This window comes from Mesorhizobium sp. M0910 (genome assembly GCF_040319465.1).
GTDB lineage: Bacteria > Pseudomonadota > Alphaproteobacteria > Rhizobiales > Rhizobiaceae > Mesorhizobium.
Genome location: NZ_JAMYNZ010000020.1, coordinates 22,086 through 48,860, shown reverse-complemented (window position 1 = coordinate 48,860; position 26,775 = coordinate 22,086). Strand labels below are relative to the sequence as shown.

At 62.4% G+C, this 26,775-nt stretch carries 25 protein-coding genes, 2 tRNA genes and 1 pseudogene; 15 read left to right on the top strand and 13 right to left on the bottom strand.

What is annotated here, in order from left to right; translation table 11 throughout:
• Positions 1–238: 238 nt before the first annotated feature.
• Positions 239–895, bottom strand: a complete 657-nt coding sequence (locus tag NKH78_RS30115) for a glutathione S-transferase family protein (RefSeq protein WP_352740315.1) — start codon at positions 893–895, stop codon at positions 239–241.
• A 236-nt stretch (positions 896–1,131) separates the two neighbouring features.
• Between NKH78_RS30115 and NKH78_RS30110 the strand changes: the two genes are divergently transcribed.
• Genes NKH78_RS30110 through hdaA form a run of 3 tightly spaced genes read left to right on the top strand, consistent with a single transcriptional unit; the run spans position 1,132 to position 3,594 of the window.
• On the top strand, positions 1,132–1,689 hold the full coding sequence (locus NKH78_RS30110; protein ID WP_023677645.1) for a CDP-alcohol phosphatidyltransferase family protein: 558 nt from the start codon (positions 1,132–1,134) through the stop codon (positions 1,687–1,689).
• Positions 1,661–2,887, top strand: coding sequence for an AI-2E family transporter (locus tag NKH78_RS30105; protein WP_352740314.1), 1,227 nt, complete (start codon positions 1,661–1,663; stop codon positions 2,885–2,887). Before NKH78_RS30110 ends, NKH78_RS30105 begins: the two co-directional genes overlap by 29 nt.
• Before the next feature lie 5 nt (positions 2,888–2,892).
• Positions 2,893–3,594 carry a DnaA regulatory inactivator HdaA gene (hdaA, locus tag NKH78_RS30100; RefSeq protein WP_254820322.1) on the top strand — a complete coding sequence of 234 codons (702 nt, stop codon included), beginning with the start codon at positions 2,893–2,895 and terminating at the stop codon, positions 3,592–3,594.
• Positions 3,595–3,791: 197 nt separating this feature from the next.
• Here hdaA and NKH78_RS30095 read toward each other — a convergent pair whose 3' ends face one another.
• Positions 3,792–4,793: a GlxA family transcriptional regulator gene (locus tag NKH78_RS30095; RefSeq protein ID WP_352779500.1), complete on the bottom strand. Its 1,002-nt coding sequence runs from the start codon at positions 4,791–4,793 to the stop codon at positions 3,792–3,794.
• Between the two features lie 129 nt (positions 4,794–4,922).
• On the opposite strand from NKH78_RS30095, the gene NKH78_RS30090 reads away from it, so the two are divergent.
• On the top strand, positions 4,923–5,750 hold the full coding sequence (locus tag NKH78_RS30090; RefSeq protein ID WP_352479278.1) for an alpha/beta fold hydrolase: 828 nt from the start codon (positions 4,923–4,925) through the stop codon (positions 5,748–5,750).
• Between the two features lie 125 nt (positions 5,751–5,875).
• Here the strand turns inward: NKH78_RS30090 and NKH78_RS30085 are convergent.
• A tRNA-Pro gene (locus NKH78_RS30085) sits at positions 5,876–5,952 on the bottom strand.
• 160 nt (positions 5,953–6,112) lie between these two features.
• On the opposite strand from NKH78_RS30085, the gene NKH78_RS30080 reads away from it, so the two are divergent.
• The 3 genes from NKH78_RS30080 to NKH78_RS30070 all read left to right on the top strand — a co-directional run bounded on the left by NKH78_RS30080 (position 6,113) and on the right by NKH78_RS30070 (position 7,824).
• On the top strand, positions 6,113–6,418 hold the full coding sequence (locus NKH78_RS30080) for an ETC complex I subunit (protein WP_352479279.1): 306 nt from the start codon (positions 6,113–6,115) through the stop codon (positions 6,416–6,418).
• Between the two features lie 50 nt (positions 6,419–6,468).
• A tRNA-Arg gene (locus NKH78_RS30075) sits at positions 6,469–6,545 on the top strand.
• A 58-nt stretch (positions 6,546–6,603) separates the two neighbouring features.
• Positions 6,604–7,824, top strand: a complete 1,221-nt coding sequence (locus NKH78_RS30070; RefSeq protein ID WP_352740311.1) for an anion transporter — start codon at positions 6,604–6,606, stop codon at positions 7,822–7,824.
• A gap of 106 nt (positions 7,825–7,930) precedes the next feature.
• Here NKH78_RS30070 and NKH78_RS30065 read toward each other — a convergent pair whose 3' ends face one another.
• The 4 genes from NKH78_RS30065 to NKH78_RS30050 form a co-directional block, all read right to left on the bottom strand.
• Positions 7,931–8,242, bottom strand: a complete 312-nt coding sequence (locus tag NKH78_RS30065; RefSeq protein WP_352508883.1) for a cupredoxin domain-containing protein — start codon at positions 8,240–8,242, stop codon at positions 7,931–7,933.
• A gap of 14 nt (positions 8,243–8,256) precedes the next feature.
• Entirely contained in the window at positions 8,257–8,781 is a 525-nt protein-coding gene (locus tag NKH78_RS30060; protein WP_352740309.1) for a DUF4142 domain-containing protein, read from the bottom strand.
• Positions 8,782–8,885: 104 nt separating this feature from the next.
• Complete coding sequence (locus NKH78_RS30055; protein WP_352740308.1) at positions 8,886–9,557, bottom strand: RNA polymerase sigma factor; 672 nt, start codon at positions 9,555–9,557, stop codon at positions 8,886–8,888.
• 245 nt (positions 9,558–9,802) lie between these two features.
• Positions 9,803–10,972, bottom strand: coding sequence for a cystathionine beta-lyase (locus NKH78_RS30050; RefSeq protein ID WP_352740306.1), 1,170 nt, complete (start codon positions 10,970–10,972; stop codon positions 9,803–9,805).
• Positions 10,973–11,399: 427 nt separating this feature from the next.
• On the opposite strand from NKH78_RS30050, the gene NKH78_RS30045 reads away from it, so the two are divergent.
• From NKH78_RS30045 to NKH78_RS30025, 5 genes are all read left to right on the top strand, one after another.
• Positions 11,400–12,428, top strand: coding sequence for an amino acid ABC transporter substrate-binding protein (locus tag NKH78_RS30045; RefSeq protein ID WP_352884939.1), 1,029 nt, complete (start codon positions 11,400–11,402; stop codon positions 12,426–12,428).
• Between the two features lie 63 nt (positions 12,429–12,491).
• Positions 12,492–13,679, top strand: coding sequence for an amino acid ABC transporter permease (locus NKH78_RS30040; RefSeq protein WP_254820739.1), 1,188 nt, complete (start codon positions 12,492–12,494; stop codon positions 13,677–13,679).
• Positions 13,680–13,683: 4 nt separating this feature from the next.
• Positions 13,684–14,841, top strand: a complete 1,158-nt coding sequence (locus NKH78_RS30035) for an amino acid ABC transporter permease (protein WP_254820738.1) — start codon at positions 13,684–13,686, stop codon at positions 14,839–14,841.
• A 69-nt stretch (positions 14,842–14,910) separates the two neighbouring features.
• Positions 14,911–15,660: an amino acid ABC transporter ATP-binding protein gene (locus tag NKH78_RS30030; protein WP_031212005.1), complete on the top strand. Its 750-nt coding sequence runs from the start codon at positions 14,911–14,913 to the stop codon at positions 15,658–15,660.
• Positions 15,661–15,917: 257 nt separating this feature from the next.
• Positions 15,918–17,834 carry a multicopper oxidase domain-containing protein gene (locus NKH78_RS30025; protein ID WP_352740304.1) on the top strand — a complete coding sequence of 639 codons (1,917 nt, stop codon included), beginning with the start codon at positions 15,918–15,920 and terminating at the stop codon, positions 17,832–17,834.
• 94 nt (positions 17,835–17,928) lie between these two features.
• Here the strand turns inward: NKH78_RS30025 and NKH78_RS30020 are convergent.
• Positions 17,929–18,882: pseudogene (locus NKH78_RS30020) on the bottom strand (cation diffusion facilitator family transporter); the annotation flags it as partial.
• A gap of 5 nt (positions 18,883–18,887) precedes the next feature.
• Positions 18,888–19,151 carry a metal-sensing transcriptional repressor gene (locus NKH78_RS30015; protein ID WP_023719742.1) on the bottom strand — a complete coding sequence of 88 codons (264 nt, stop codon included), beginning with the start codon at positions 19,149–19,151 and terminating at the stop codon, positions 18,888–18,890.
• Between the two features lie 104 nt (positions 19,152–19,255).
• On the opposite strand from NKH78_RS30015, the gene NKH78_RS30010 reads away from it, so the two are divergent.
• Entirely contained in the window at positions 19,256–19,927 is a 672-nt protein-coding gene (locus NKH78_RS30010) for a TIGR02117 family protein (protein WP_352508875.1), read from the top strand.
• 15 nt (positions 19,928–19,942) lie between these two features.
• On the opposite strand, the gene NKH78_RS30005 is transcribed toward NKH78_RS30010, so the two are convergent.
• Together NKH78_RS30005 and NKH78_RS30000 are read right to left on the bottom strand one after the other, a co-directional pair.
• Complete coding sequence (locus NKH78_RS30005) at positions 19,943–21,175, bottom strand: FAD-dependent monooxygenase (protein WP_352508874.1); 1,233 nt, start codon at positions 21,173–21,175, stop codon at positions 19,943–19,945.
• A 19-nt stretch (positions 21,176–21,194) separates the two neighbouring features.
• On the bottom strand, positions 21,195–21,440 hold the full coding sequence (locus tag NKH78_RS30000) for a zinc-finger domain-containing protein (protein WP_254820632.1): 246 nt from the start codon (positions 21,438–21,440) through the stop codon (positions 21,195–21,197).
• Positions 21,441–21,589: 149 nt separating this feature from the next.
• Between NKH78_RS30000 and NKH78_RS29995 the strand changes: the two genes are divergently transcribed.
• Complete coding sequence (locus NKH78_RS29995) at positions 21,590–23,791, top strand: RNA degradosome polyphosphate kinase (RefSeq protein WP_254820633.1); 2,202 nt, start codon at positions 21,590–21,592, stop codon at positions 23,789–23,791.
• The gene (gene ppx / locus NKH78_RS29990) at positions 23,791–25,323 is read left to right on the top strand and encodes an exopolyphosphatase (RefSeq protein WP_352508873.1); all 1,533 of its coding nucleotides are present in this window, start codon (positions 23,791–23,793) and stop codon (positions 25,321–25,323) included. The genes NKH78_RS29995 and ppx overlap by 1 nt, the downstream gene beginning before the upstream one ends.
• 171 nt (positions 25,324–25,494) lie before the next feature.
• Here ppx and NKH78_RS29985 read toward each other — a convergent pair whose 3' ends face one another.
• Positions 25,495–25,908, bottom strand: a complete 414-nt coding sequence (locus NKH78_RS29985; RefSeq protein ID WP_352508872.1) for a DoxX family protein — start codon at positions 25,906–25,908, stop codon at positions 25,495–25,497.
• Between the two features lie 118 nt (positions 25,909–26,026).
• On the bottom strand, positions 26,027–26,458 hold the full coding sequence (locus NKH78_RS29980; RefSeq protein ID WP_352884937.1) for a DoxX family protein: 432 nt from the start codon (positions 26,456–26,458) through the stop codon (positions 26,027–26,029).
• Positions 26,459–26,775: the final 317 nt, after the last annotated feature.

The following is a 26,775-nucleotide window of genomic DNA, read 5'->3' as shown; positions in this document are numbered from 1 at the left end:
AGAAAATCCAGACCATCGACCTCAATGCAAGCCAACGATAGGATGGCAAACTGTTCGCGATGTCCTCGCACAGCTGTTCGCGATGTCCCCGGTCCAAACACCCACTTGAGGGGGGAGATGGCCGGCAGGCGAGAGGGGGCGCTGTCCCGCCGACCTGCCGATCGGCACCATTGCGCATCCAGGTCAAACCCCCAACCGGGTTCCAGATCAATGAGAAAGCCCTGCTGTCGGCTCAGCTTTATGAGGTAATGCTGGTTGATGGGGCGTTGATCGCAAATTGCGCGGTGAAAGCCCGGATATAAGCCGGCCGTGCTTCCCCGCGCGCTACATAGGCAGCCAAGTTTTGATATTCGTCCAAAATGCCGGACATTCTTAGTCGCAGCAGCACTGACACCATCAATAAATCGCCCGCGCTGAACGTATCATCGAGCCAGTCGGCGACGCCTAAGTGGGCCGAGAGTTTGTCCAGCCGAGCCCGAACACGGTCCTTTACCAACGGCAAGCGCTCCTCGCTCCAAGGCTTGTCACGTTCGAATATTCTTGCCGTCGTTAATTCGAGGATCGGCGGCTCGACGGTGTTAAGTGCGGCAAACATCCACGTGATCGCACGCGCGCGGGCACTGCGATCCTTCGGCAGCAATCCCGTATGCTGCGCAGCAAGATGAAAGACGATCGAGCCGGTTTCGAACAGCGAGAGAGAACCTTCCTCATAGGTGGGGATCTGGCCGAAGGGATGGATGGCCAGATGGCCAGGCGCCTTCATTTCTGCGAAGGAAACAAGACGAACCTCATACGGCTGCCCCACTTCTTCGAGCGCCCAGCGAACGCGCGTATCGCGCGCCAGTCCCTTGCCGCCATCGGGCGATCGTTCAAAAGCTGTGATAGTGATTGTCATCGCGTCCGTTTCCTTGCTCGCGGTCCAGGAAGGTCTGGGCGAATTCTTCGGCTTCCCATCGTGAGACGAATGAGCCTCCCCGAAATCGACATCTGTCTTGACCTATTTCATTTGTCTTGACCTATTTCATTGCTGGCGCCCTCGAGGGGTGATTGGCAGCTTCTGTGTCGCTTCTCACTTGCCGTCGCCCTCCATCTCCATCATGTATCGACAAACAAGAGCGACGGGATATGCGTTTGACCATCCCCAACATGATCACGATCATGCGCTTCGTGCTGGTGCCGGCCGTGGTGCTGGCCATGCTGCAGGAACGCTGGGACTGGGCGTTTGCCGGCTTCCTCATTGCCGGCATTTCCGACGGCGTCGACGGCTTCATCGCCCGCCATTTCAATCAGTTTTCCAGGCTCGGCGCCTATCTCGATCCCATGGCCGACAAGCTGCTGCTGGTCTCGGTTTTCGTGGTCCTGGGCTTCAGTGGCGAACTGCCGCTGTGGCTGGTCGTTACCATGGTGTCGCGCGACGCACTGATCGTCTGCGCCGTGCTTCTATCCACCGTCATGGCGCATCCGGTTGAGATGAAGCCGCTCCTGGTGTCGAAGGCCAACACCGCGATTCAGATCGTACTGGCGGCAGTGGTGCTGGGTGAACTGGCCTTCGACATCCGTCTCGATCCGCTGAGGCCGGCCCTCATATTGCTGTCCGGGGTCTTGACCGTGGCTTCGGCCGCGGCCTATCTCGTGGCTTGGCTGAGGCATATGAGCGGCTATGGCGAAGGCTCCACACCCGGCACCTGAACGCGGGGCACCTGAACATCGGGCACCTGACGAACGGTCCATCGACGCCGAGGCCGAAGCCGCGGCAGCGGAGGCTGCGGCATCGGCGTCGTTTCGCCGGCAGATCCGCTTCTGGCTGGTCAGCGCCATCATCCTCGCCGTCTTCCTTTACGTCTTCAGCGGCATCCTTCTGCCCTTCGTTGCCGGCATGGTGCTCGCCTATTTCCTCGACCCTGTCGCCGACCGGCTGGAGCGTCTCGGCCTGTCCAGGCTGATGGCGACGGTGGTCATCCTCGTCGCCTTTATCGTCGTCCTGGTGCTGGCCGTCGTCATCCTGGTTCCGGTGCTCGCCTCGCAGATGGCTGATTTCGCCAGCAAGCTGCCGGACTATCTGACCCGGTTGCAGAGCCTGATCACCAGCTTCGACCCGAAATGGCTGGAAGAGAAATTCGGCGTCGACGCCAATGGCCTGCGTGAAGGCTTGAACTCGCTGCTGACCTCCGGCTTCGGCCTCCTGACCACCGTCTTCACCTCGATCTGGAGCTCCGGCGTTGCGCTGGTCTCGGTCGTCAGCCTGTTCGTGGTGACGCCGGTCGTCGCCTTCTACATGCTGCTCGACTGGGACCGCATGGTGGCAATCGTCGACAGCTGGGTGCCACGCGACTATGTCAAGACCGTCAGGGCGATCGCCAGGGATATCAACACGGCAACCGCCGGCTTCGTGCGCGGACAGGGCACGCTGTGCCTGGTGCTGGGCGCCATGTATGCCACCGGCCTGACGTTGACGGGCCTGAATTTCGGCATCCTCATCGGCCTGTTTGCCGGGCTGATCTCGTTCATCCCCTATGTCGGCTCGCTGACCGGCCTGGTGCTGGCCGTCGGCGTCGCCTTCGTCCAGTTCTGGCCGGACTGGACCATGATTGCGGCGGTGGCCGGCGTGTTCTTCGTCGGCCAGTTCATCGAGGGCAATATCCTGCAGCCGCGGTTGGTCGGCAAAAGCGTCGGTCTGCATCCGGTGTGGCTGATGTTCGCGCTGTTTGCCTTCGGCGCGCTGTTCGGCTTCGTCGGCCTGCTGATCGCCGTTCCGGCTTCCGCCGCCGTTGCCGTTCTGGTGCGCTTCGCCATTGCGCGCTATCTCGAATCGCCGCTCTACAAGGGCCACGCCGACGAGCCGGTGCCGCCGCTGCAGGTGCGCCGCCGCGGGGGCGCGCGCGGTTGAGCCAGATGCCGGACAAGATCGATCCGCCGCGCCAATTGCCGCTCGATCTAGGCCACGGCACCGGCTATTCGCGCGACGAGCTTGTCGTTTCCAGCACCAACAGCCAGGCGGCGGCGCTTGTCGACCGCTGGCCGGACTGGCCGTCGCCGGTTGTCGTGTTGGCCGGGCCGGCCGGCTCCGGAAAAACCCATCTGGCCTCGATCTGGCGGACCCGCGCCGACGCGGTGAAAGTGGAGGCCGGCCGCATCGGCGACTGCATCGAAAATCTCGGCGCGCATCCGGCCCTGATCGACGATGTCGATGCCGGCCCGGTCGACGAGCACGGTCTGTTCCACCTGATCAATGCGGTGCGCGGCGCCGGCTCGACCTTACTGTTGACGGCGCGCCGCTTTCCCTCTGCCTGGGGCGTCCGGCTGCCCGACCTGGCATCGCGGCTGAAGGCGGCGGCTACCGTCGAGATCCACGAGCCCGACGACCTCTTGCTGGCCGGCGTCATCACAAAGCTGTTCGCCGATCGACAGGTCGAGGTCGAGCCGCATGTCGTGCAATATCTGGTGCGCCGCATCGAACGCTCGCTGGCCACCGCAATGCGGGTGGTCGAACGGCTCGACCGCACCGCGCTCGAGCGCAAGACGCCGATCACCCGCGCCCTGGCAGCCGAGACCGTCAGCGCCATGGATGAAGGGCAGGGCGAGTTCGAGATTTAGAGGATTCCAGTTCAGCCGCCGTCCCATTTTGGGAAAAAAGGCTGGCATCTGTCTTGCAAGAAAGAGCTTGCCGGCTAATCCCGGTCCTGATTGCGTATCAAATCAGGTAGTAGGCTCGCCGGGATGGAGTGGTTGGGGTTCTCGCCCGGCGAGCTTGCCGTCAGATGCATCTGGTAGCGCCATTGCGGCGGCAGGTCTCAACTTTCACCTCCTGCAATCGCGGCTCGTTCCACGCCAAAGCGCCGGCGATAATCGCCGGGCACCAGGCCGGTTATCCTGGCGAATACCTTGCGGAAGGAGCCGGGATCGTCATAGCCGACCTCCCAGGCGATCTGGTCGATCGATCGCATCGTGGTTTCCAGCATCTCGCGCGCCTTGCCGACCCGCAGGTGCTGACAATATTCGGTCGGCCTGAGGCCAGTGGCGTTGCGGAAGCGTCGCAGAAAGGTCCGCTCCTCCAGCCCCGCACGCTCGGCCATGGCGCCAAGCGTCACGTCGCGCGCGCCGTTCGCCTGCAGCCAGTGCTGCACCTTGAGGATCGCTTCGTCGTCATGGGTCAATCGCGGCGCAAACGGGCTGTAAAAACGTTGCTCGCGGCCCGGTGGATCGACAAGCATGAAACGCGCCGTGTCCATCATGACGGCTGACCCGAGCACCCTGTCCACCAGCTTCAGGCCGAGATCGGTCCAGGCCATGTAGCCGCCGGCGGTAATGATATCGCCATCGTCGATGACCAGCCTGTCGGCGTCGAGCAGGATGTCTGGGAAGCGTAGCGCCAGCGCGTCGCGATAAGCCCAGTGCGTCGTCGCGGCGCGACCGGACAACAGGCCGGTCTCGGCAAGCACGAAGGCGCCGGCGCAGACCGAACCGAGCGTCGCGCCTGCCGCATGACGATCCCTGAGCCAGCCGGCATAGGGCGCGGCTGCTTCCCGAGCGATCGGATCTCCCAAGGTCGGCGGGAGGATAACCATGGCTGGTTCATTGCCGGCGCCGGGGTCGCTGTCGAAGCTGCGGACTACGGTGTGGCCCGCGTCCTCCAATTGCCAATGACTGACGCGAAGCCTCAACGCGTCCGGCAACCGCTCGACAGCCAGCCGGTTTGCCAGCATGAAAAGATCGGTCAGGCCGAGCACGGCTGCTTCCTGCACGCCGGGATACAAGACGAGGCCGATTTCGATCAGATCACGCGCAGCCGTCATTTGTCAGTTTTGCCACGTTGAATGTCCGTTTTGCCAATGCTCACCCTGACCGCACTGTTATAATTTTTCCAGCTGAGGGGGCTAAAAGCTTCCCTGTTACCCCCAACTTTTCCATCAAGGAGTAGGACGATGAGCACATTCACCACCCATGACGGCACCGAGATTTTCTACAAGGATTGGGGCAAGGGCCAGCCGATCGTGTTCCATCACGGCTGGCCGCTGAGCTCAGACGACTGGGACAACCAGATGCTGTTCTTCCTCGAAAAGGGCTACCGCGTCATCGCACATGACCGCCGCGGCCACGGCCGCTCGTCGCAGACCGCGACCGGCAATGAGATGGACACCTACGCCGCCGATGTTGCGGCGCTGGCGGCGCATCTCGATCTCAGGGATGCGATCCACATCGGCCACTCGACCGGTGGCGGCGAGGTGGCGCGTTACGTCGCGCTTTATGGCGGCGGCGGCCGTGTTGCCAAGGCGGTGCTGATCGGCGCCGTGCCGCCGATTATGGTCAAGACCGACAGCAACCCCGGTGGCTTGCCGATCGAAGTCTTCGACGGCTTTCGCGCGGCTCTGGCCGCTAACCGTGCCCAGTTCTACAGGGATGTGCCGGCCGGCCCGTTTTATGGCTTCAACCGCGAGGGCGCCAAGGTCTCGCAAGGCGCCGTCGACAATTGGTGGCGCCAGGGCATGATGGGTGGGGCCAAGGCCCATTACGACTGCATCAAGGCCTTTTCCGAGACCGACTTCACCGACGATCTAAGGAAGCTCGACGTGCCCGTCCTGATCATGCACGGCGACGACGACCAGATCGTGCCGATCGCCGATTCCGCGCTGCTTGCGATCAAGCTGGTGAAGCATGGCACGCTCAAGGTCTACAAGGGCCTGCCGCACGGCATGTGCACCACCCATCCGGAGATCATCAATCCGGATCTGCTGGCCTTCATCCAGGGCTGACGGCTTGGGTATCGGACGGGCAGCGCAGGCTCGTGCTGTCCGTCCGTCGCTTACGCATCACCGGCGACGGCGGATCACGCTCGAGCGTGATCCGCTTGCGCTGCCGACGAGGTTCGCTTGATGAATGGTCGGAGTGGAGAGATTCGAACTCCCGACCCTCTGGTCCCAAACCAGATGCGCTACCAGGCTGCGCTACACTCCGAACGGTCTGTTGCCTAGTGATTTCAGCCCACCAAAGCAAGCGTAAAAAGCCATCGGCCTTGCTGCCGGCGGCATTGCGCAGTAATGACGGGCTAGTGCATGGCCAGAGAACAGTAATCTGGTGTCGCGGTCGTGCGCTTGCAACCAGCAATGAGGTGGTCATGTCAGCCCGCATTTTCAGCCCAGCCAAAACCGCGATGCAGTCCGGCAAGGCCAAGACCGGCCATTGGGTGCTGGAATTCGATCCGGAGCAGCGCAAGAAGATCGATCCGCTGATGGGCTACACCACGTCCGGCGACATGCGAAGCCAGATCAGACTGACCTTCGACACAAGAGAAGAGGCGGTCGCCTATGCCGAGAAGGAAGGCCTGGCTTTCCGCGTCGAGGAGCCGAAGGAAATCAAGCGCCGCCAGATTTCCTATGCGGAGAATTTCCGCTATGACCGCAGGACGCCCTGGACGCATTGATCCCATACCGGCCCTGCCGGCACAATCCGCCGGTCATGCGGCCGGCCAGTGGTCCCGTAGCTCAGCTGGATAGAGCACCGGCCTTCTAAGCCGATGGTCACAGGTTCGAATCCTGTCGGGATCGCCAATATCTTCAGGTCCATTCCGGACAGGTTCACTCGCCAGTCGCACAGGATTTCCAACACATGACAGCGATGGGCGCGGCGGCGCTGCTGATCCTTGTCCTGACCTATGCCGGCGTTGCTGTCGGCAGGGTACCCGGGCTGCGCCTCGACCGGGCAGGGATAGCACTGCTCGGCGGCGCGGCGATGATCGCCATCGGCGCGCTCGACATGGAAGACGCCTACCGCGCCATCAGCTTCGACACCATCACGCTTCTGCTCGGCATGATGATCGTCGTGGCGCATCTGAAAGTGTCCGGCGCCTTCCGCGCGCTCGGCGGGTTCGCCATCGAGCATGCGCATGCGCCGTTCATGCTGCTGGTGATGGTGACGCTGTTGACCGGCGTCCTGTCGGCATTCCTCGTCAACGACGCTATCTGCCTGGTCATGGCGCCGATCGTCGTCCATGTCACCCGCGTCATCAACCGCAACCCGGTTCCCTACCTGATCGCCACGGCGACCGCATCCAATTGCGGCAGTGTCGCGACCATCACCGGCAATCCGCAGAACATGGTCATCGGCGCCCTGTCGGGGATTTCCTATCCGGCCTTCTCGGCGGCGCTTGCGCCGGTGGCCCTGTCCGGCCTCGTCGCCGTCATCGTCATCATTCGCATCGTCTACCATGCCGAATTTTCGCGCAAGGCCGAGCTCAGCCCCGAAGTCTACCGAGGCCGCATGCTGCCGGGGCAGGTGCTGAAGGCGGTGGTCGTCTGTATCGGTTTGGCCATCGCCTTCTTTGCCGGCGTTCCGGTTGCCAAGGCGGCGCTGATCGGCGGTGCGATTCTGTTGCTGACCCGCGCCATCAAACCTGAGCGCATCTATCGCGAGATCGATGGGCCGCTGCTGTTCATGTTCGCCGGGCTATTCATCGTCGTCGCCGGAGCCGAGAAGACGCTGCTTACGCCCGACATCGTCGCTTCGGCAAAAGACCTTGGGCTGAATGATGTGTGGCGGCTGTCCGGCTTCACCGCGGTGCTGTCCAACATCATGAGCAATGTCCCGGCCGTGCTGGCGCTGAAGCCGTTCGTGCCCGGACTGGAAAACCCCGAGCGGGCCTGGCTGGTCGTCGCCATGAGCTCGACGCTGGCCGGCAATTTCACGTTGCTCGGCTCGGTCGCCAATCTGATCGTTGCCGAGCACGCGCGGGTCTCCGGCAAACCGCTGGGCTTCATCGCCTTCTTCAAGGTCGGCCTGCCGTTGACGCTGGTCACCCTTCTTGCCGGGACGGCATGGCTGGCGGCCTAGAAGCGCGTCGCATTCGACCGACCTCATGCGGCGCGCATTAGGCTCTTTTTCATCATGTCGTTATCGCAAAACCGCTGCACACCTTTGCGCGGCATGCATTAGCCGGTCAGGGCGATGTCACCGTCAGATGGCCTTTCATGTTGGGATGGAAACGGCAGAAATAATCGACCGATTCCGCCTTCTTCACCGTCAGGCTCGCCGCCTTCTTCGGCGGGATCATCACTTCCCAGGCGCCGTTGACGGTTGCCGTGTGGGCGAACACGTCCTTGTTTACCCACCTGATCGTGTCGCCGACCTTCGCCTCGATTTTCGCCGGCGAAAACACAAGCTTCTCGATCGTCACCTCGATGGTTTCGGCCTTGGCCGGCGCGGCACCCATGGCCAATGCCAGAGCAACCCACAGATGCCGCCGCGACATCATTGGCTCGATCCTCACTTCAGCATGCCGGCGACGTGTTCGGCGTGCTGTTCGTGGCCCTGGAATATTTTCAGGCCGGTTTCCAGCAGGCTTTTCAGCTCGGCGTTGCTGGCGGACGGGATCAGCAGAGTTTCGAGCGCGCCATTGACCTGCTTGTGGTAGGCCACCTCGCTGGCGACATAGGCCTTGTCGAAAGCCGCACCCTTGAGCTTGGCAAGCTTGGCACGTTCCTCGGCCGCCGCCTTGGTCAGCGCCTTGCTCGTCGGATTGTCCTCAGGCGTGACCTTGAGCTTCTTGACTAGGTCGAGAGCCTGTTTGTTGACCGCCTCGTGATCTCGCACCATGTCCTTGGCGAAATCCACGACTTCCTTGTTCTTGGATTTCTTCAGCGCCTGCTTGGCCGCCTCGACGTCAAGCACGCCCGCTGTGTAGGCGATATGTGCGATCTGCGTATCGGTCGGTTTGTCGGCAGCTTGCGACGAGGGCGCTGCGCCAAGCAGGAAAATTGCGGCCAGTGCCGTGGTCGATCGAATAAACATGATGCTCTCCTTCGCCCCGACGCGGAACTGCATCGGGCTTCGTTTTCGGTGATGCTCATTGGATGCAGGACACGGGAAAACGTTCCCGCGAAAATCGGTGCGGCCTATCCGGAAAGACCAAGCCGCTGCATCACGGCATTGGTCAGCCGTTCGCAGCGCCGGCCCGCGAACGGAAAGGCGTCGAGCAGCACCGGGCCGATCTGGTCGTCCAGCGCCTTGCGCACCAGCGCGCGGGCGCGGTGCAGCCGCGTCTTGATGGTTTCTGGTCGCACGCCAAGCAGTTCGGCGGTCTCCTCGATGCTCAATCCCTCGATGACGCGCGCCACGAACACGATCCGGTAGACATCGGGCAGACTGTCGGTTGCCCGTTCGACAAGCTCAAGGATCTGCCGTTGCGCCATCGTCCGCTCCGGATCGTCGCTCGGGTTGAGGGGAAACCGGATGATTTCGGCTTGCGGGTTTTCAGGCATCGCTACCATTCGCCGCCTGTTGCGCAAGCGGCCGAGGGCTTCGTTGATGACGATACGCGACAGCCATGTGGCGAGCGAGGCATCGCCGCGAAAGGACTCGAGATGGGCAAAGGCGCTGACGTATGCCTCCTGGACGATGTCCTCGGCCTCGCTGTCGTTCCGCACAACACCGCGGGCGATGCGGTAGAGCCTTTGGTTGTGCGTCTTGATGATGGTGCGAAATGCATCGCCATCACGTGCCAGCGCGCGGCCGACAAGCTGCATATCGCCGGAAGCGGCGGGCGTTGCCGTCAACGCAGCAGGCATGGCCGATCTCCTGATAGGCTTCTCATCGCGACATTGGATGCATCGGCCGACAAAAGGTTCCCGACCGATCCCGCCGGCCAACCTCGATCCGTTTCAAGGACTGGCAGAGACTATTCTATCGCCTTCACCACACTGCCGCCCCTGTTTTGTAGAGTCGACCGATCGGTCGCCGTGATATCGCTCAGGATCGCAATTTTTCCAGGCTGTTACGCCGATTTTCTGACTCAGTCTGGAATGGTGCTGGCTCAGGCCTCAGCGGCCGCCGCCAGCCCGCGCGCCAGGTCGGCCTTCAAATCCTCGACATCCTCGAGCCCGATCTGCAGGCGCACCAGCGGCCCGTCATACGGGCCCTTGGCGATTGTGCGGTCGCCAAGGAATACCGGCACGGCAAGGCTCTCATAGCCGCCCCAGGAATAGCCGAGGCCGAAAAACCTCAACGCGTCGAGGAAGGCGTGCTGCTGCTTCTGTCCGCCGCCCGCGAGAACGATCGAGAAGATGCCGCTCGATCCGCAAAAATCGCGCTTCCACATAGCGTGGTCGGGATGACTGGGCAGCCCCGGATGCAGCACCTGCGCTACGCCCGGCTGACCCTCCAGCCAGCCGGCGAGGGAAAGCGCGCTCTTTTGATGATGCTCCAGCCGCACGCCCATCGTGCGCAGGCCGCGCAGCACCTGGTAGACGTCGTCCGGTCCGGCGCAGCAGCCCATCGTGTTGAACGTCTCGCAAAGCTGATTCCAGCAAGCTGCATTGGCCGACACCGTGCCGAGCAGCACGTCGGAATGGCCGGCCGGGTATTTCGTCGCCGCGTGGATGGAGATGTCGACGCCGTGGTCGAGCGGGCGGAAGTAGAGCGGCGTCGCCCAGGTGTTGTCCATCATGACGATGGCGCCGGCGGCATGTGCTGCCTTGGCGATGGCCGGTATGTCCTGCACCTCGAAAGTGTTGGAGGCCGGCGATTCGGTGAACACCACCTTGGTGTTGGGCTTGATCAGCGCCGCGATGCCGGCGCCGATGCGCGGTTCGTAATACTCGACCTCGATGCCCAGCCGCTTCAGCATCGTGTCGGCGAAGTTGCGGGTCGGATGATAAACGGAATCGACGATCAGCAGATGATCGCCGGCCGACAGGAAGGCGAGCAGCGGCAGCGTCACCGCCGCCAGGCCGGACGGTACCGCGACCGTGCCTGCCGAACCTTCCAGCGCATCGATCGCGCTGTTCAGCGCATCGGTGGTCGGCGTGCCGCGCGTGCCGTAGGTGTATCTCTGGCTGCGTGAAGCCATCGCCGCCGCATTGGGATAGAGCACGGTCGAGGCATGCACCACCGGCGGATTGACGAAGCCGAAATAGTCATGCGGGTTGTTGCCGGAATGGGCGAGCCGCGTGTTGACGCCCATCTCGCTGTCGTCTTTTGCCATTGCTTTTCGTCCCATGGATTGGTCGTTAGCCATAGTGCGGCGGCATTGGCCGCGCAACCGCACCGCACTCGCCAGGCCAAGGTCTTGAATATGCCAATTCAGCAATGCGCCGTAGATCCTCTGAACGGCTGCCAGGTGCGCTTGGCAAGTCACGGTCGGACTTTGCCGGCTTAATTGGCGCGCTGACCAATTTGCGAGCGCGTTTGTCTGCAATTTCAGGCATTTCAGGCGGTTGGTTTTCAAAGTCTTTCGGATTTGGTCATTTCCCTTGACCTCACAGGAATAATCGCCTTCGATGTTGTTCGTGAATGGGAGGCAGCGCGTCGGTTACGATGCGCGATTCCGGTAATGGGCCGGGATACATAGCTGCGTTCACACGGGAAAAAGTCAGGTTCGCCTGGAAAAAACAGAAAAGGGTCTGTGGGTCATGAAACACATTGCAATCGGCGTTTTGGGCGCCGCCGCGTTTGGATTCGCGGCTTCGGCGGCTTCGGCGGCCACGCTCGACGATGTCAAAGCGAAAGGCTTCATCCAATGCGGCGTCTCGACCGGTCTGGCCGGCTTCTCGGCGCCGGACGACAAGGGTGAGTGGCAAGGCATCGACGCGGACTTCTGTCGCGCTGTGGCGGCCGCCGTGTTCGGCGATGGCACCAAGGTGAAGTTTACGCCGCTCAGTGCCAAGGAGCGGTTTACCGCTCTGCAGTCGGGCGAGATCGACATCCTGTCGCGCAATACCACCTGGACCATCAATCGCGACACCTCACTCGGCCTGAACTTCATCGGCACGACTTATTATGACGGCCAGGGCTTCATGATCAACGCCAAGAAGCTTCCGGGCGTGAACTCGGCGCTGCAGCTTTCGGGCGCGGCGGTCTGCGTGCAGAGCGGTACCACGACCGAGCTCAACCTTGCCGACTATTTCAAGTCGAACAAGATGGAGTACAATCCTGTCGTCTTCGAAAAGCTGGAAGAGGTTAACGCCGCCTATGACGCCGGCCGCTGCGACGTATACACCACCGACCAGTCGGGTCTTTATGGCATCCGCCTGACACTCGGTGCGCCGGCCGACCACGTCGTGTTGCCCGAGATCATCTCCAAGGAACCGCTTGGGCCGGCCGTACGCCAGGGCGACGACCAATGGTACCACATCGTCAAGTGGACCTATTTCGCGTTGCTCGACGCCGAGGAACTCGGCATCACCAAGGCCAATGTCGACGAGATGAAGAACTCGGACAGTCCCGAGATCAAGCGCGTGCTCGGCCAGGAAGCCGACACCAAGATCGGCACCGATCTCGGCGTCTCTAATGACTGGGTCGTCAACATCGTCAAGGCCGTCGGCAATTACGGCGAGATGTTCGAGCGCAATGTCGGCTCGGGCAGCCCGCTGAAGATCGCGCGCGGCATCAACGCGCTGTGGACCAAGGGTGGTCTGCAATACGCTCCGCCGATCCGCTGATCGAAAATGGATTCGGAAGGCAGATCGTCTGCCTTCCGGTCTCTCTTTCCAGGGGACTGTCGAATGGCATCGCAGGAAGTTCTTCGCGAGGGGCCAAGCCGCGGTTCTCTCATTAATGATCCTCGTGTCCGCGGTATATTCTTTCAAGCGCTGGTCCTCGTCCTGCTGGTAGCGGGGGTCTGGTGGGTTACCCACAATGTCATCGTCAATCTGACGCGCTTGCACATCGCTTCCGGTTTCGGCTTTCTCAAGGGCCGCGCCGGCTTCGACATTAGCGAAAGCGCCATAGCTTATTCGTCGGATTCGACTTATTTCCGAGCCATCCTGGTCGGCTTCATCAACACCGTGATCGTGGCTGTCGTCGGCATTATTACTGCCAGCATCATCGGTTTCATCGTCGGCATTGGCCGACTGTCGCGCAACTGGCTGATCAGGAAGATCTGCACGGTCTATGTCGAGGTCTTCCGCAATATCCCGCCGCTGCTGGTCATCTTCTTCTGGTATTCCGGCGTGCTAGCCGTGCTGCCGCCGCCGCGCGAGAGCATTAATTTGCCGTTCGGCTCCTTTCTCAACCAGCGCGGCTTCTATTTTCCGCGCGCTGTCTGGGGCGAGGGCTCCTGGCTGATCCTGGTCGCCCTGCTCCTCGGCATTGCCATGGCCTGGTTCGTCGCCCGCAAGGCGCGGCAGCGGCAGATGGCGACGGGTCAGCCATTCCCGGTGCTCTGGACATCGATAGCGTTGATTGTCGGCCTGCCGCTGCTGGCCTACGCGCTGAGCGGCTTTCCTCTGAGCTTCGAATTCCCGAAGCAATCGACTTTCAACCTGGTCGGTGGCTTTCAGGTCAGACCGGAGTTCCTGTCACTCTATCTGGCGTTGTCCTGCTATACGGCCGCCTTCATCGCCGAGATCGTGCGCGCCGGCATCAGGGGCGTCAGCACGGGCCAGACCGAGGCGGCCGCGGCACTTGGGCTGCGCTCGGGATCGATCCTCAGGCTTGTCGTCGTGCCGCAGGCGATGCGGATCGTGATTCCGCCGCTGACCAGCCAGTATCTGAACTTGACCAAGAACTCTTCACTCGCCATCGCCATCGGCTATCCGGACCTGACGGCGACTGCCGGCACTGTCTTGAACCAGACCGGGCAGGCGGTTGAAGGCGTGGTGATCATGATGGCTGTCTATCTCGCGCTAAGCCTGATCACGTCGGCGATCATGAACGTCGTCAATGCCAGGATGGCGCTGGTGGAGAGGTAGGACCATGCAGGAACACGACATGTCCTGGGTGCGGACGGAGATGGCGCTGGCCCAACCGGCGCCGTCGAGCGAGCGTGGCCTCACCGCCTGGATCCGCAAGAACCTGATTGCCACCACGGGCGACGCCATTCTCACCATCGTCGGCATCGCGCTGGTCGCTATGATCCTGCCCCAAATCATCAATTGGGCCTTCATCAACGCCCAGTGGACCGGACCGGACCGCTCGGTCTGCGCCACCGTGGCGCAAGGCGGCATCCAGCCGGATGGCTGGACCGGTGCTTGCTGGGCATTCGTCAACGCCAAGTTCGGCCAGTTCATGTTCGGCACCTATCCTATCGAGGAGCGTTGGCGGCCGATCGTGGTGGCCATCCTGTTCGTGGCACTGTTGGTGCCGCTGCTCATTCCGCGCGTACCGCGCAAGGGGCTGAATGCCATTCTTCTCTTTCTTGTACTGCCGGTCGTCGCCTTCGTTCTGTTGGTCGGCGGCATATTCGGCCTGCCGCATGTCGAGACGTCGCGTTGGGGTGGACTGCTGGTGACGCTCAGCCTGTCCTTCGTCGGCATTGCCGTGTCGCTGCCGATCGGCATCGTGCTGGCGCTCGGCCGGCGCTCGAACATGCCGATCGTCAAGCTGCTGTGCGTGATCTTCATCGAGACGGTACGCGGCATCCCGCTGATTACGGTGCTGTTCTTTGCCAGCGTGATGCTGCCGCTGTTCCTGCCGGCCGGCGTCAGCTTCGACAAGTTCCTGCGCGCGCTGATCGGCGTGTCGCTGTTTGCCGCCGCCTACATGGCCGAAGTGGTGCGTGGCGGCCTGCAGGCGATCCCCAAAGGCCAGTATGAGGGCGCCGATTCGCTCGGCCTCAGCTACTGGCAGAAGATGGGCCTGGTCGTCATGCCGCAGGCGCTGAAGCTGGTCATTCCCGGCATCGTCAACACCTTCATCGGCATGTTCAAGGACACCAGCCTGGTCATCGTCATCTCGATGTTCGACCTCCTCGGCATCGTCAAGCAGAACTTCTCCGACGCCAATTGGGCGACGCCGCAGACGGCCAGATCCGGCCTGGTGTTCGCGGCATTCATCTTCTGGCTGTTCTGCTTCGGCATGTCGCGCTATTCAATGTACACGGAACGCCGTCTCGACACCGGCCACAAACGCTAAAAAGGGGACCTTGTCATGGCCATAGAAAACGCCGTCAGCGCGGAAGAGATCAAGGTCAATGCCGCCAAGATGCACATTTCCACCACCGATGTCGCCATCGACATCATCGCCATGCACAAATGGTACGGCGAATTCCATGTGCTGAAGGACATCAATCTAAAGGTGATGCGCGGCGAGCGGATCGTCATCTGCGGCCCGTCGGGCTCCGGCAAATCGACGATGATCCGCTGCATCAACCGGCTGGAGGAACATCAGAAGGGCAAGATCATCGTCGACGGCAAGGAACTGACCAACGATCTGAAGAAGATCGACGAGGTGCGCCGTGAGGTCGGCATGGTGTTCCAGCACTTCAACCTGTTCCCGCATCTGACCATTCTGGAGAATTGCACGCTGGCGCCGATCTGGGTGCGCAAGATGCCGCGCAAGCAGGCCGAGGAAATCGCCATGCATTTCCTCAAGCGCGTCAAGATCCCGGAACAGGCCAACAAATATCCCGGCCAGCTTTCCGGCGGCCAGCAACAGCGCGTGGCGATCGCCCGCTCGCTGTGCATGAACCCGCGCATCATGCTGTTCGATGAGCCGACCTCGGCTCTCGATCCGGAAATGATCAAGGAAGTGCTGGAGACGATGGTCGGGCTGGCGGAGGAAGGCATGACCATGCTCTGCGTCACCCACGAGATGGGCTTTGCGCGCAAAGTCGCCAACCGGGTGATCTTCATGGACCAAGGCCAGATCGTCGAGCAGAACACGCCGGCCGAGTTCTTCGACCACCCGCGCCATGAGCGCACGAAGCTGTTCCTGTCGCAGATCCTGCACTGATCCTGTACCCCGGGTTCGGGACAAGAGCGGCGGATCAAGCCTCTCTGTCTTGCTGGCTTCGCGCGTATTCGACGAGCGCTGACCGTGCGCTGCGCGAGAAGATAGCAAGCGTGCTTCAGGTCGTTCGAGTGGTCACGTTGCAACCTGGTAACTAAGGCCGGCGCGGATCATAAGCGCGCCGGCTGCGTTCATTGCCATTGGGAGTTGTATAGCGAGCCGCGTGGGCGCGTGCGGCGGCAGGTCACGGGTTCATCCTGATGCTCATCCAACCGATCGATTATTTCCTCGTCGTCTGGTTCGCGCTGGCGCTGGCTTCGACGCTTTATGTCGGCTTCGACCAATATCGCAACAATCCCGAGCCGGTGGTGATGAAATGGGGCTTCATTCTGGTCACCCTCTATATGGGTCCGCTCGGCTTGCTGCTCTACGTGCTCGCCGACAAGGAGCCCCGGCCCGGCGAGCATGAACTCTTCACCCGGCCGCTCTGGAAGCAGGGCGTCGGCTCCACCATCCACTGCGTCGCCGGCGATGCCACCGGCATCATTCTTGCCGCCGCCGTCACGGCGGCGCTCGGCCTGCCGATGTGGATCGACCTGATTGTCGAATATCTGGCCGGCTTTGCCTTCGGCCTGTTCATCTTCCAATCGCTGTTCATGAAATCGATGATGGGCGGCACCTATTGGGAGAACGTGCGCAAGAGCTTCCTGCCCGAGTTCATCTCCATGAACTTCATGATGGCCGGCATGGCACCGGTCATGAGCTTCCTGATGATGGGCCGCGACATGCGCGCGATGGAACCGACGGAGCTGTTGTTCTGGGGCGTGATGTCGATCGGCGTCATCGCCGGCTTTGCGCTTGCCTACCCGGCCAATGTCTGGCTGGTCGCCCGGGGGCTGAAGCATGGGCTGATGACGCAGCGCGCGCAGGCAGCCGGCATCGATGGCCGGGAGCAGCCTGCCACGAGGCAACATGCGCAGATGCAAATGCAGCAGGCCGACGCCAGCGGCCATCGCGGGCAGCGCCACGATATGGCTTCCCACAAAGGCAAAGGCGGCGGCCATCACATGGAGACAGATGCCACGACGCCGCAGGTCGCTGCCCTAGGTGCCGTCTCCCTGCTGGCGCTCGGCATCGGCATGATCGCGCCGGCGAACTGGCTGAACCTGACGCTGTCGGCACGCGACGTCGGCGGGGTGATCATGCCGCGAGGCATGATCATGGATCGCGACACGCCGGCCGACGCAATGCGCGACATGGCCGCCACCGATCCGCGCCTCGTGGCCGCCTCTTATGGTCTGTCGACAAGGGGTGACCAGGACCTGCCGTTTCGAGTTGAGAAAGGCGTCAAGGTATTCGAGCTCAGGCCTTCAGTGGTCCGCTGGCAGATCCTGCCGGACGTTGCGGTCGACGCCTATGCCTATAACGGCCAGATTCCTGGTCCGCGAATTCACGTTCGCCAGGGCGATCGGGTCAGGATCAACGTCACCAACGGCCTGCCTGAGGAAACGACCATCCATTGGCACGGGATGATCTTGCCGAACCAGATGGATGGACCGGCCGAGATCACGCAGGCGCCGATCGAGCCCGGGCAATCCTATTCATACGAATTCACCGCAACCCAGCACGGAACCTATTTCTATCACCCACATGCCAAGCCGGACCGAACCCAGGCGCTCGGCCTCTACGGTGCGCTGATCATCGATCCCGCCAATCCCGCCGACGAGGTCGCGGCCGACCAGGATTACGTCATCGAGCTTCAGGAATGGCTGGTGCGAGAAGGGCTGACCTACCCGTCGATGCCGATGGACGGCGGCATGCCGAATTTCTTCACCATCAACGGCAAGGCCTATCCCTCGACCGAGACGATCCCGATGAAGGTTGGCGAGACGCTCAAGGTGCGGCTCATCGGCACCAACAACGGCTTCATCCATCCGATGCATATCCATGGCGGACCGTTCGAGGTCGTTGCCCGCGACGGCGAAACGATCCCTGCCCCCGGTCGTTTCCTTGCCGATACGGTCAATGTCGGGCCGGGTCAGCGCTACGACGTGATCTGGAAGGCGCAGCGTCCGGGCAAATGGCTGATCCATTGCCACATCCCGCATCACACCACGAACAACAATGTCGAGGAGAAGGGCGGCGGCGGGCTGATGGTCGTCATCGATGTCACCTGACCGTAGCCGTCTAAAAGGGACCTTCAGTGCTCGTGGCCGTGGTTTTCGTCATGCACGTCTCGTGAGGGTGAGGATGGTCGTTCTCTCCACGTTCGGTTGAAAACCGCACATTCGCCGTAGCCAAGGCCGGCATATGCTGGGACAGTTCGTCCTTCAGCGCCGCCGCGATGTTATTCGCTTCCGACAGCGGCAGGGTTTCGTCTGCGGCAATTGCGATGTCGGCGTGCAATCTATGACCGATCCAGCGCGCCTTGGCATCGACAATGCGTGCGCCCGGAACGTGCTCGGCGGCATGTCGGATTTCATCCATCACACCGGGTTCGATTCCATCCAGCACGCGGGTCAGCACCGAGCGGGCCGATTGCCAGACGATACCGAAGATCGCAATCGTGATCAGCAGGCCGACAATCGGGTCGGCCAAGGAAAAGCCAAGCCAGACGCCGGTGGCTCCGATGACCACGGCAAGGCTGGTAAGTCCGTCGGTGCGGGCGTGATAGCCGTCGGCAATCAGTGCCGCGCTGTTGATTTCGCGGCCGACGCGGATACGGAACACGGCAACCGCCTCGTTGCCGAGGAAGCCGACAATGCCCGCCGCCGCCAGCCAGCCCAGGTGCGTCACCGCTTGTGGATTGATCAGCCTGTCGATGGCTTGGTAGGCGGCGACTACAGCGCTGAACAGGATGATGAGCACGATGATGATGCCGGCCAGATCCTCGACCCGGCCCAAGCCATAGGTGAAGGTCCGCGACGGCTTGCGCCGCGCCAGCACGAACGCAATCCATAGCGGGATCGCCGTGGTCGCATCGCCGATGTTATGGATCGTATCGGCCAGCAATGCCACGCTCCCCGACAGCACAACCACGACCATCTGCAATGCTGCGGTGATCGCCAGGATCACGAACGACCATTTGATTGCCCAGATGCCCCGATCGGTGGTGGCAATTGTCGCATCGATGACGCCATGGCTGTGGCCGTGCGGACCGTGATCGCCGTGATGATGTGCGGCGTGCGAGCCGAACCCGAGCCATTCCAGAATGCGGGCTACGATGGCATTCATAGATATTTCGCCAGCTGCTTGAGTTCCGCCAGCGAGTTGCCGCCGGTTTCGACGCTGTCCGTCAGGCAATGCTCGATGTGATCATTGATCAGCTCGCGCTTGGCGCTGCTGATGGCCCGTTCGACGGCATGAAGCTGCTGCGCCAGATCAACGCAAGGGCGATGCGCCTCGATCATCGCCAGCACCGCCGCGAGGTGGCCTTGCGCGCGCTTCAGGCGCTTTATGATGGAAGGATGCGAAGCGTGGAGGTGATCTGACATGCCTCTGCATATCCTCCCCGGGAGGATACGCGTCAAGCGCTAAGTCAGCTGTGCAATTTCCGGAGAGGCTTCACCTTGAACATTGCTTGGCCTATGCCTTCCCCATGAAGAAGCTTGCTCGTTTTCTCGACCTGCTGGTCGTTGCAGCAGTCCTTGCGGTGGCGCTGGGCACGCTGCTGCCGCGCCCGCTCTGGCCGGCGGCCGCTGCCGATCCGATCGGCGCAAGCCACCGCATCGTGGTGCTGAAAAATCCGATCCACACCGACATCGCCATCCCGGTCGACGACGATGTGCGCCGGCGCTTCCACTTCCTGGTCGATGCCGGCATTCCGGCCGACATGGCGGAGGTCCGCTACATCGTCTTCGGCTGGGGCGGCCGCGCCTTCTATCTCGAGACGCCGACCTGGTCGGAACTGAAGGCAGTGCCGGTGATGAAGGCGCTGACCGTCGATGCCTCGGTGATGCATGTCGACATTTCAGGCGAAATCGCCGAGCCGCATCCCGACGTCGCCGGCTTCGACGTAAGTGAGGAACGCTTTGCGGCGCTGCTCGATTTCATTGCAGCGAGTTTTCAGCAGGGACCGAACGGGGCCATGCCGATCGAGGATGCGGCCTACTCCCGTTTCGATCGTTTCTTCGAAGCCAATGGCCATTTCAACGCGCTGGTCGGCTGCAACACCTGGGCGGCGGCGGCACTGCGCACCGCCGGCCTGCGCACCGGCTGGTGGAACCCGCTGCCGGCCTCGCTTAGCCTGTCGATGCGGCTTTACAATTGACAAGGCTCCGATGACTTAGGACCGCCGAGCGTCCGCCCGCCAGCCATAGAGCCAGTCCAGATCAGCGGCGAGTTTTTCGGGTGAGCGCATCGCCAGGAACAGGTTGCGGGCCATCGCCACCGGCCCGGCCGCATGCCAGGCGAGGCGGTTGAGGGCGCCGCGGCGGGCGACCTGGGATACGCGCGGCCGCCGCGCCTGTTCCCAGGCGACAAGCGCGCTGCTGAGGTCGGCAGGCGAGCTGGCAACGAAACCGGCAAGGGTTACCGTGTCTTCGATCGCCATCGCCGCTCCCTGTGCGGCAAACGGCGTCATCGCATGCGCCGCATCGCCAATCAGCGCTATGCCCTCCGGCGTCGTCCACCGCCGCTGCTCGACGGTATGGATCGGCCATGCCGTCCATGGCGCGGCCTCGCTCGCCAGACGGACCAGCGCCGGCGCGGTACCGCGCATGGCGTTGGCGAGGATGGCGGGGTCGGCATGCCCCGACCAGTTCTCGGCGATGCGCTCGCCCTTGGTGAAGGCCGCGAGGTTGAAGACCGCGCCACGGCTGACCGGATAGGCGACCATATGGAAGCCTGGATAGAGGAATGCGGTAACGCAATCGGGCGCTCCGATCACCCTGAAGGCTTGTCCGGCGAGGCTGTCCGCGGCCACCGTTGCGCGCCAGGCAAGCTCGCCCGAGAAGCGGCTTCTCCGGAAATCGGCCGCCTTGCGGGCGAGCGTTTCTCGCACCGACGACCAGACGCCATCGGCTCCGACCAGCAACGATCCTTCGGCTTCGATGGTCGTGCCGGCAATCTCGACTGTTGCGGTGATGCCATTCGGTCCGGTTGCGACGCCGCCGACGCGGGCACCAGTGACAAGCTCGACCTCGGAGCGCTCGGCTATCCGCGCCATCAGCGCTGACTGCAGGTCGGCGCGGTGGGCGACGAGATAGGGTGCTCCCCAGCGCGTTTCAGCCGCCTGGCCAAGCGGTACGCGCGCCAGCTCGCGCAGCGTGACGGCATCCTTCAGCACGACCGCCTCCGGCCGCACCGCCGTCGGCAGCAGCCGATCGAGTAGGCCGAATTGTCGAAGGATGCATGTCGCGTTGGGTGAAAGCTGGATGCCGGCACCGGCAGCCTCGAGGTGCTGCGCCTGTTCGAACAGTTTTGTCCGATAGCCGCGCTCGGCGAAGGCCAGTGCCACGGTCAGTCCGGCGACGCCCGCCCCGGCGATGACCACCTGCCGGGACTGCGTTTCTCGCATCAGGCTTGTCGCGGAAGAATCAGGCGGCCTGGTCGATATAGAGGCAGCCCGGCGGCTGCGTTTCCAATGCCTTCAGCTTGGGCGAATAGCGATAGAGCGTCGAGCAATAGGGGCAGACTTTTTCATTGTCGTCGCCCATATCGAGAAATACATGCGGGTGGTCGAAAGGCGGATTGGCGCCGGTGCACATGAATTCCTTGACGCCGATGTCGATTGCCGGATAGCCCGCATCGTTCTGGAAATGGGGAATGGAACCGCCTGCCATCGTCGTCTCCTGATCTTGTCGATTGCATCTGGATCATAACCCATCTCTTTGCAAGATCGATGAAATGAAACTGTCGCAAAAGCCTGTCAGAGGATAAGTTAAGCCGGTTAAGGCTGTGGTCGTCGAACGGTGTGGGAAGAGCGGAAACCATGAACGAACTGAAGCCGGTGCAGAGCGAATTCATCACCGTCGAGGCGGCGAGCCGCGAAGGCGGCAACCCCGACCGCTTCGTCAACCGCGAGTTTTCCTGGCTGCAATTCAACCGGCGCGTGCTCGAAGAATCGCTGAACGCCAATCATCCGCTGCTCGAGCGCGTTCGCTTCCTGTCGATATCGGCAGCCAATCTCGACGAGTTCTTCATGGTCCGCGTCGCCGGTCTTGCCGGCCAGGTGCGCGAGGGCATCGTGCTGAAGAGCCCGGATGGGCGCACTCCCGAGCAGCAGCTCGAACAATTGCTGCGCGAGGTCGAGCGCCTGCAGGAGGACCAGCAGAACAGCCTTTCGGCGCTGATGCTGCTGCTCGACAAACAAGGCATCGAAAGCATCACCCGCGATGCGCTGACCAAGGACGAGAAGACCTGGCTCGAGGACCATTTCCAGGAGCAGGTATTTCCGGTCCTGACCCCGCTGTCGATCGACCCGGCGCATCCGTTCCCGTTCATTCCCAACCTCGGTTTCTCGATGGCGCTGCAATTGCGCCACCGCAAGAACGGCGAGGAAATGAGCGCGCTTTTGCGCCTGCCGGTGGCGCTGAGGCGCTTCATCCGTTTGCCGGATCGCAAGCATCATGTCCGCTTCATTCCACTCGAAGAGGCGGTCAGTCTCTATATCGGCAAGCTGTTTCCCGGCTATGAGGTCAAGGGCTCCGGCACGTTCCGCATCATCCGCGACAGCGATATCGAGGTCGAGGAAGAATCAGAGGATCTGGTGCGGCTGTTCGAGACGGCGCTGAAGCGGCGACGCCGCGGCTCGGTCATCCGCATCGAGTTCGACAGGTCGATGCCGGCCGAATTGCGCGATTTCGTCGCCGGCGAGCTCGGCGTCTCGGCCAGCCGGATCAGCGTGCTCACCGGTCCGCTGGCGCTCAGCCAGATCTCGGAGATCGTCGCCGTCGCCCGCGACGATCTGAAGTTCACGCCTTACAATCCGCGCTTTCCCGAGCGCATCCGCGAGCATGGCGGCGACTGTTTTGCCGCGATCCGCGAGAAGGATATCATCGTCCACCACCCTTACGAATCCTTCGACGTGGTGGTGCAGTTTCTGCGCCAGGCAATGGCCGACCCGGAAGTGGTGGCGATCAAGCAGACGCTCTACCGCACCTCCAACGACAGCCCGATCGTACGGGCTTTGGTCGATGCGGCGGAAGCCGGCAAGTCGGTGACGGCGCTGGTCGAGCTCAAGGCGCGCTTCGACGAGGAGGCCAACATCCGCTGGGCGCGCGACCTCGAGCGCGCCGGCGTCCAGGTCGTCTTTGGCTTTCTCGAACTGAAGACCCACGCAAAGATGTCGCTGGTCGTGCGGCGCGAGGACGGCAGGCTGCGCAATTACGTGCATCTCGGCACCGGCAACTACCACCCGGTCACCGCCCGCATCTACACCGATCTGTCCTTCTTCACCACGGACCCGACAATCGCGCGCGATGTCGCCCAGTTGTTCAACTTCATCACCGGCTATGCCGAGCCGGCCGAGCAGATGCGGCTGGCCATCTCGCCGTTCACGCTGCGCGACCGCATCCTCCAGCACATTTCGGATGAGATCAGCCACGCGCTGGAGGGCAGACCGGCCCGCATCTGGATGAAGATGAACGCCTTGGTCGACCCGATCGTCATCGATGCCCTCTACGATGCCAGCCGCGCCGGCGTCGAGATCGATCTCGTCGTGCGCGGCATCTGCTGCCTGAGACCGCAGGTGCCCGGCCTATCGGAGAACATCAGGGTGAAGTCGATCGTCGGCCGCTTCCTCGAGCACAGCCGCATCTATTGCTTCGGCAACGGCCACGGCCTGCCCTCGGACGGGGCGATCGTCTATATCTCCTCGGCCGATTTGATGCCGCGGAATCTCGATCGCCGCGTCGAGACCATGGTGCCGATCACCAATCCAACTGTGCATGAGCAGGTGCTCGGCCAGATCATGCTCGGCAACATCATGGACAACCAGCAAAGTTTCGACGTATTGGCTGATGGAACCTCCCGGCGCGTCGTGCTGGAAGAGGGCGAGGAACCGTTCAACGCGCAGGAATATTTCATGACCAATCCGAGCCTGTCCGGACGGGGCGATGCGTTGAAGTCGCATGCGCCCAAGCGCATCGCGCAGTTCAAACGCCGCAAGAAACAGAACGCAGCGACGGGCTGATGATTTCAGCGTCCCAGGGCCGGCTCCAGGACCGCCGACCGCTGTCCATCATCGATATCGGGTCGAACTCGATCCGTCTTGTGATCTATGAGGGGCTGGCGCGCTCGCCGACCTTGCTGTTCAACGAAAAGATGCTGGCGGGCCTCGGCCGCGGCATCGTTTCGACCGGAAAGCTCGATCCCGAGGCGGTGACTCGTTCGATGGAAGAGTTCCGCCGCTTCCGCGCGCTCTCCGACCAGGCCGGCGCCGAGCGCATGTATGTGCTGGCGACCGCCGCCGCTCGTGAGGCGGTCAACGGCCCCGACTTCATCCACCGCGCCGAGGATGTGCTCAGGACCGAGATCCAGGTGCTGAGCGGCCGCGAGGAAGCTCATTATTCAGCACTCGGCGTCATCTCCGGTTTCCATCCGGCCAACGGCATCGCCGGCGACCTTGGTGGCGGCAGCCTCGAACTGATCGATATCGACGGTGTGACGATCGGTGACGGCATCACGCTGCCGTTGGGCGGCTTGCGCCTGCAGGACATGGCGAAGAACTCGCTGGCCCAGGCGGCAAGGATCACGCGCGAGCAACTGGCGCGGGCGAAATTGCTGAAGGGCGGGCAGGGCAGGGCCTTCTACACAGTCGGCGGCACCTGGCGAAACCTGGCCCGGCTGCACATGGAAATGACCAACTACCCGCTCGGCGTCATGCACCACTACGAGATCGGCATCGAAAGCGCCGCGAACTTCCTCCGGCAGGCCGCCAAAGCCGAGATCGACAAGATCAAAGGCATCGAGGGCATCTCCAAGAACCGCCGCTCGCTGCTGCCCTATGGCGCCATCGTGCTGCAGGAGATCATGGCGGCGATGCAGCCGTCGAAGATCATCGTGTCGGCGCTGGGCGTGCGCGAGGGCTTTCTCTATTCGCTGCTCGACAAGGCCGAGCAGAAGGCCGATCCGCTGATCTCGGCTGCGGAAGAGCTTGCCCGCCTGCGCTCGCGCTCGGTCGACCACGCGCATGAGCTTGTCGAATGGACCGGCAAGGCATTCGCCGCCTTCGGCATCGACGAGACCAGGGATGAGGCGCGCTACCGCCACGCCGCCTGCCTGCTCGCCGATATCGGCTGGCGTGCCCATCCCGAATATCGCGGCAAGCAATCGCTCAACATCATCGCTCACGCCTCGTTTATTGGCGTCGACCATCCCGGCCGCGCCTTCCTGGCGCTTGTCAGCCTGTTTCGCCACGAGGGCGTGTTCAATGAAGCCGCTCCGGAAATCCGCGGGCTGGCGACACCGCGCTATCTCGAGCGCGCCCGCGTGCTGGCCGCGCTGCTGCGCGTCGTCTATTTGCTGAGCGCGGCAATGCCCGGCGTCATGCCGCGACTGAAATGGGAAAACCGCGGCAATGGCGTACTGGCGCTGGTGCTGCCGGCAGCGCTGGCCGATCTTTACGGCGAGCGGCCGGCCGGCCGGCTGGCACAGCTGGCAAGGGTCACCAACCGCCGGCTGGTGCTGGCGGTCGAGGGCGGGCCTGGCATGTCTGTCAAATAGACGCCCGCGCTGTCGCGTCGCGACCGTTGAGGAAAGAAGGAAAACGCCGTGAAATCCAGGCAGGTTCTGCAGCTGTTGGTTGCCGGGATCTTCGTCCTCTTCGCTGGCCCGTCAATGTGAGCCGTCTCGCAAAGTTCGTTTTTCTGAACACCGAATAAACCGGGCGGCAGCTTAGGCGCTCGCTGCAACCAGCCGCCCGTCGGCCGACCAGGCGCCCGCACCAGCCATTGCCAGCGCCAGGAAACCGCCTGCTATGGCGATGTCCTTCATCAGCATCTGTGAATGCATGAAGGTCAGCGTCGGATCGTCGCCGCCCTGGCCATAATGACCGAGGAAGCCCGCCGCGATGCAGAAGGCAGCGAGCAGCAGCGCCACGACCGGCGTCTTGAAGCCGACGAGGATGAGCAGCCCGGCGATCAACTCGAACAGGCCTGTCGCCCAAGCCACCAGCGTCGGCAGCGGCAGGCCGAGGCCGGCGAAATAGCCTGATGTGCCCGCGATGTCGGCAAGCGCATGGAAGCCGGACGGCACGAACAGCGCGGCGAGCAGCAGCCGGGAAAGCAAGAGCAGCGCATTGCGAGGCATGGTCTCCTCCGATATCGGCGACCGATCCTAGCAGAGTTCCAGCCAGCGGATATGAACCGACAACGAAAAAGGGGCGCGGAAAATTCCGCGCCCCTTTGTTCAGGAACGCTGGACTGCTTCAGCCGCGCTTGGCGTCGATCGAATACGCGCCTGGGCCCGAGGAGGCGAGCACGAGGAAGCCGCCGGCAATGCCGAGGTTCTTCATGAAATTGATCATCTGCATTTGATCGGCCCAGCCGGTGTGGGCGACCAGCGCGGTGGCGACGGTGAAGATCGCCATTACCCAGCCGACGATCCTGGTCTGGAAGCCGACGAGGATGGCCAGGCCGCCAAGCAGTTCGATAAGGCCGACGACAATGGCGGTCACCATCGGCAGCGGCAGGCCAAGGCTGCCGAAATAGCCGGCGGTGCCGGCAATCGCCGTCAGCTTGCCGAAACCGGAAAGCAGGAAGATGACAGAAAGCAGGATGCGGCCGAGCAGGATCGTGCCCGAGGCGCCGGCGGTGCCGGAACCGGCAAACGAAGTGTTGGTGGACGTATTGGTGGACATGCGTAACTCTCCAGAAGGGTTTGGCCAAACGGCTTGGGATACCCGCCTAGTTAGCGCAGGTCGACTGTTCACCAAAGACGTCAGATTGGTTACGGATTGTTCACCCAGGTAACGTTTTCGCGATGAACATGGATGTTGTGATCCAGGCATATCAACACCCTAGGCGGCGTGGACAAATTTTAGCCGGTATCTGGCGGTGGCGGTATGGACCATTGATCGGCAGCAATCCTTTCAGAATTCGCCATTCCGCCTCTGTCAGATCGCCTCTGCTCAAGTCCGCCTCCAAAAGCAGCCTTGAATCAATACAGTGAGACGTC

Excerpts from the sequence above, each read along its gene's own strand:
- NKH78_RS30010 (WP_352508875.1), top strand. The coding sequence starts at position 19,256 with ATGAAGAAGCTTGCTCGTTTTCTCGACCTGCTGGTCGTTGCAGCAGTC.
- NKH78_RS30070 (WP_352740311.1), top strand. The coding sequence starts at position 6,604 with ATGACAGCGATGGGCGCGGCGGCGCTGCTGATCCTTGTCCTGACCTAT.
- NKH78_RS30035 (WP_254820738.1), top strand. The coding sequence starts at position 13,684 with ATGCAGGAACACGACATGTCCTGGGTGCGGACGGAGATGGCGCTGGCC.
- NKH78_RS30000 (WP_254820632.1), bottom strand. The coding sequence starts at position 21,440 with ATGGCAGGCGGTTCCATTCCCCATTTCCAGAACGATGCGGGCTATCCG.
- NKH78_RS30090 (WP_352479278.1), top strand. The coding sequence starts at position 4,923 with ATGAGCACATTCACCACCCATGACGGCACCGAGATTTTCTACAAGGAT.
- NKH78_RS30080 (WP_352479279.1), top strand. The coding sequence starts at position 6,113 with ATGTCAGCCCGCATTTTCAGCCCAGCCAAAACCGCGATGCAGTCCGGC.
- NKH78_RS30055 (WP_352740308.1), bottom strand. The coding sequence starts at position 9,557 with ATGCCTGCTGCGTTGACGGCAACGCCCGCCGCTTCCGGCGATATGCAG.
- NKH78_RS30060 (WP_352740309.1), bottom strand. The coding sequence starts at position 8,781 with ATGTTTATTCGATCGACCACGGCACTGGCCGCAATTTTCCTGCTTGGC.
- ppx (WP_352508873.1), top strand. The coding sequence starts at position 23,791 with ATGATTTCAGCGTCCCAGGGCCGGCTCCAGGACCGCCGACCGCTGTCC.
- NKH78_RS29995 (WP_254820633.1), top strand. The coding sequence starts at position 21,590 with ATGAACGAACTGAAGCCGGTGCAGAGCGAATTCATCACCGTCGAGGCG.
- hdaA (WP_254820322.1), top strand. The coding sequence starts at position 2,893 with ATGCCGGACAAGATCGATCCGCCGCGCCAATTGCCGCTCGATCTAGGC.
- NKH78_RS30005 (WP_352508874.1), bottom strand. The coding sequence starts at position 21,175 with ATGCGAGAAACGCAGTCCCGGCAGGTGGTCATCGCCGGGGCGGGCGTC.
- NKH78_RS30045 (WP_352884939.1), top strand. The coding sequence starts at position 11,400 with ATGAAACACATTGCAATCGGCGTTTTGGGCGCCGCCGCGTTTGGATTC.
- NKH78_RS30015 (WP_023719742.1), bottom strand. The coding sequence starts at position 19,151 with ATGTCAGATCACCTCCACGCTTCGCATCCTTCCATCATAAAGCGCCTG.
- NKH78_RS29985 (WP_352508872.1), bottom strand. The coding sequence starts at position 25,908 with ATGCCTCGCAATGCGCTGCTCTTGCTTTCCCGGCTGCTGCTCGCCGCG.
- NKH78_RS30095 (WP_352779500.1), bottom strand. The coding sequence starts at position 4,793 with ATGACGGCTGCGCGTGATCTGATCGAAATCGGCCTCGTCTTGTATCCC.
- NKH78_RS30105 (WP_352740314.1), top strand. The coding sequence starts at position 1,661 with ATGGCGAAGGCTCCACACCCGGCACCTGAACGCGGGGCACCTGAACAT.
- NKH78_RS30065 (WP_352508883.1), bottom strand. The coding sequence starts at position 8,242 with ATGTCGCGGCGGCATCTGTGGGTTGCTCTGGCATTGGCCATGGGTGCC.
- NKH78_RS30050 (WP_352740306.1), bottom strand. The coding sequence starts at position 10,972 with ATGGCAAAAGACGACAGCGAGATGGGCGTCAACACGCGGCTCGCCCAT.
- NKH78_RS30040 (WP_254820739.1), top strand. The coding sequence starts at position 12,492 with ATGGCATCGCAGGAAGTTCTTCGCGAGGGGCCAAGCCGCGGTTCTCTC.
- NKH78_RS30030 (WP_031212005.1), top strand. The coding sequence starts at position 14,911 with ATGCACATTTCCACCACCGATGTCGCCATCGACATCATCGCCATGCAC.
- NKH78_RS30025 (WP_352740304.1), top strand. The coding sequence starts at position 15,918 with ATGCTCATCCAACCGATCGATTATTTCCTCGTCGTCTGGTTCGCGCTG.
- NKH78_RS30115 (WP_352740315.1), bottom strand. The coding sequence starts at position 895 with ATGACAATCACTATCACAGCTTTTGAACGATCGCCCGATGGCGGCAAG.
- NKH78_RS29980 (WP_352884937.1), bottom strand. The coding sequence starts at position 26,458 with ATGTCCACCAATACGTCCACCAACACTTCGTTTGCCGGTTCCGGCACC.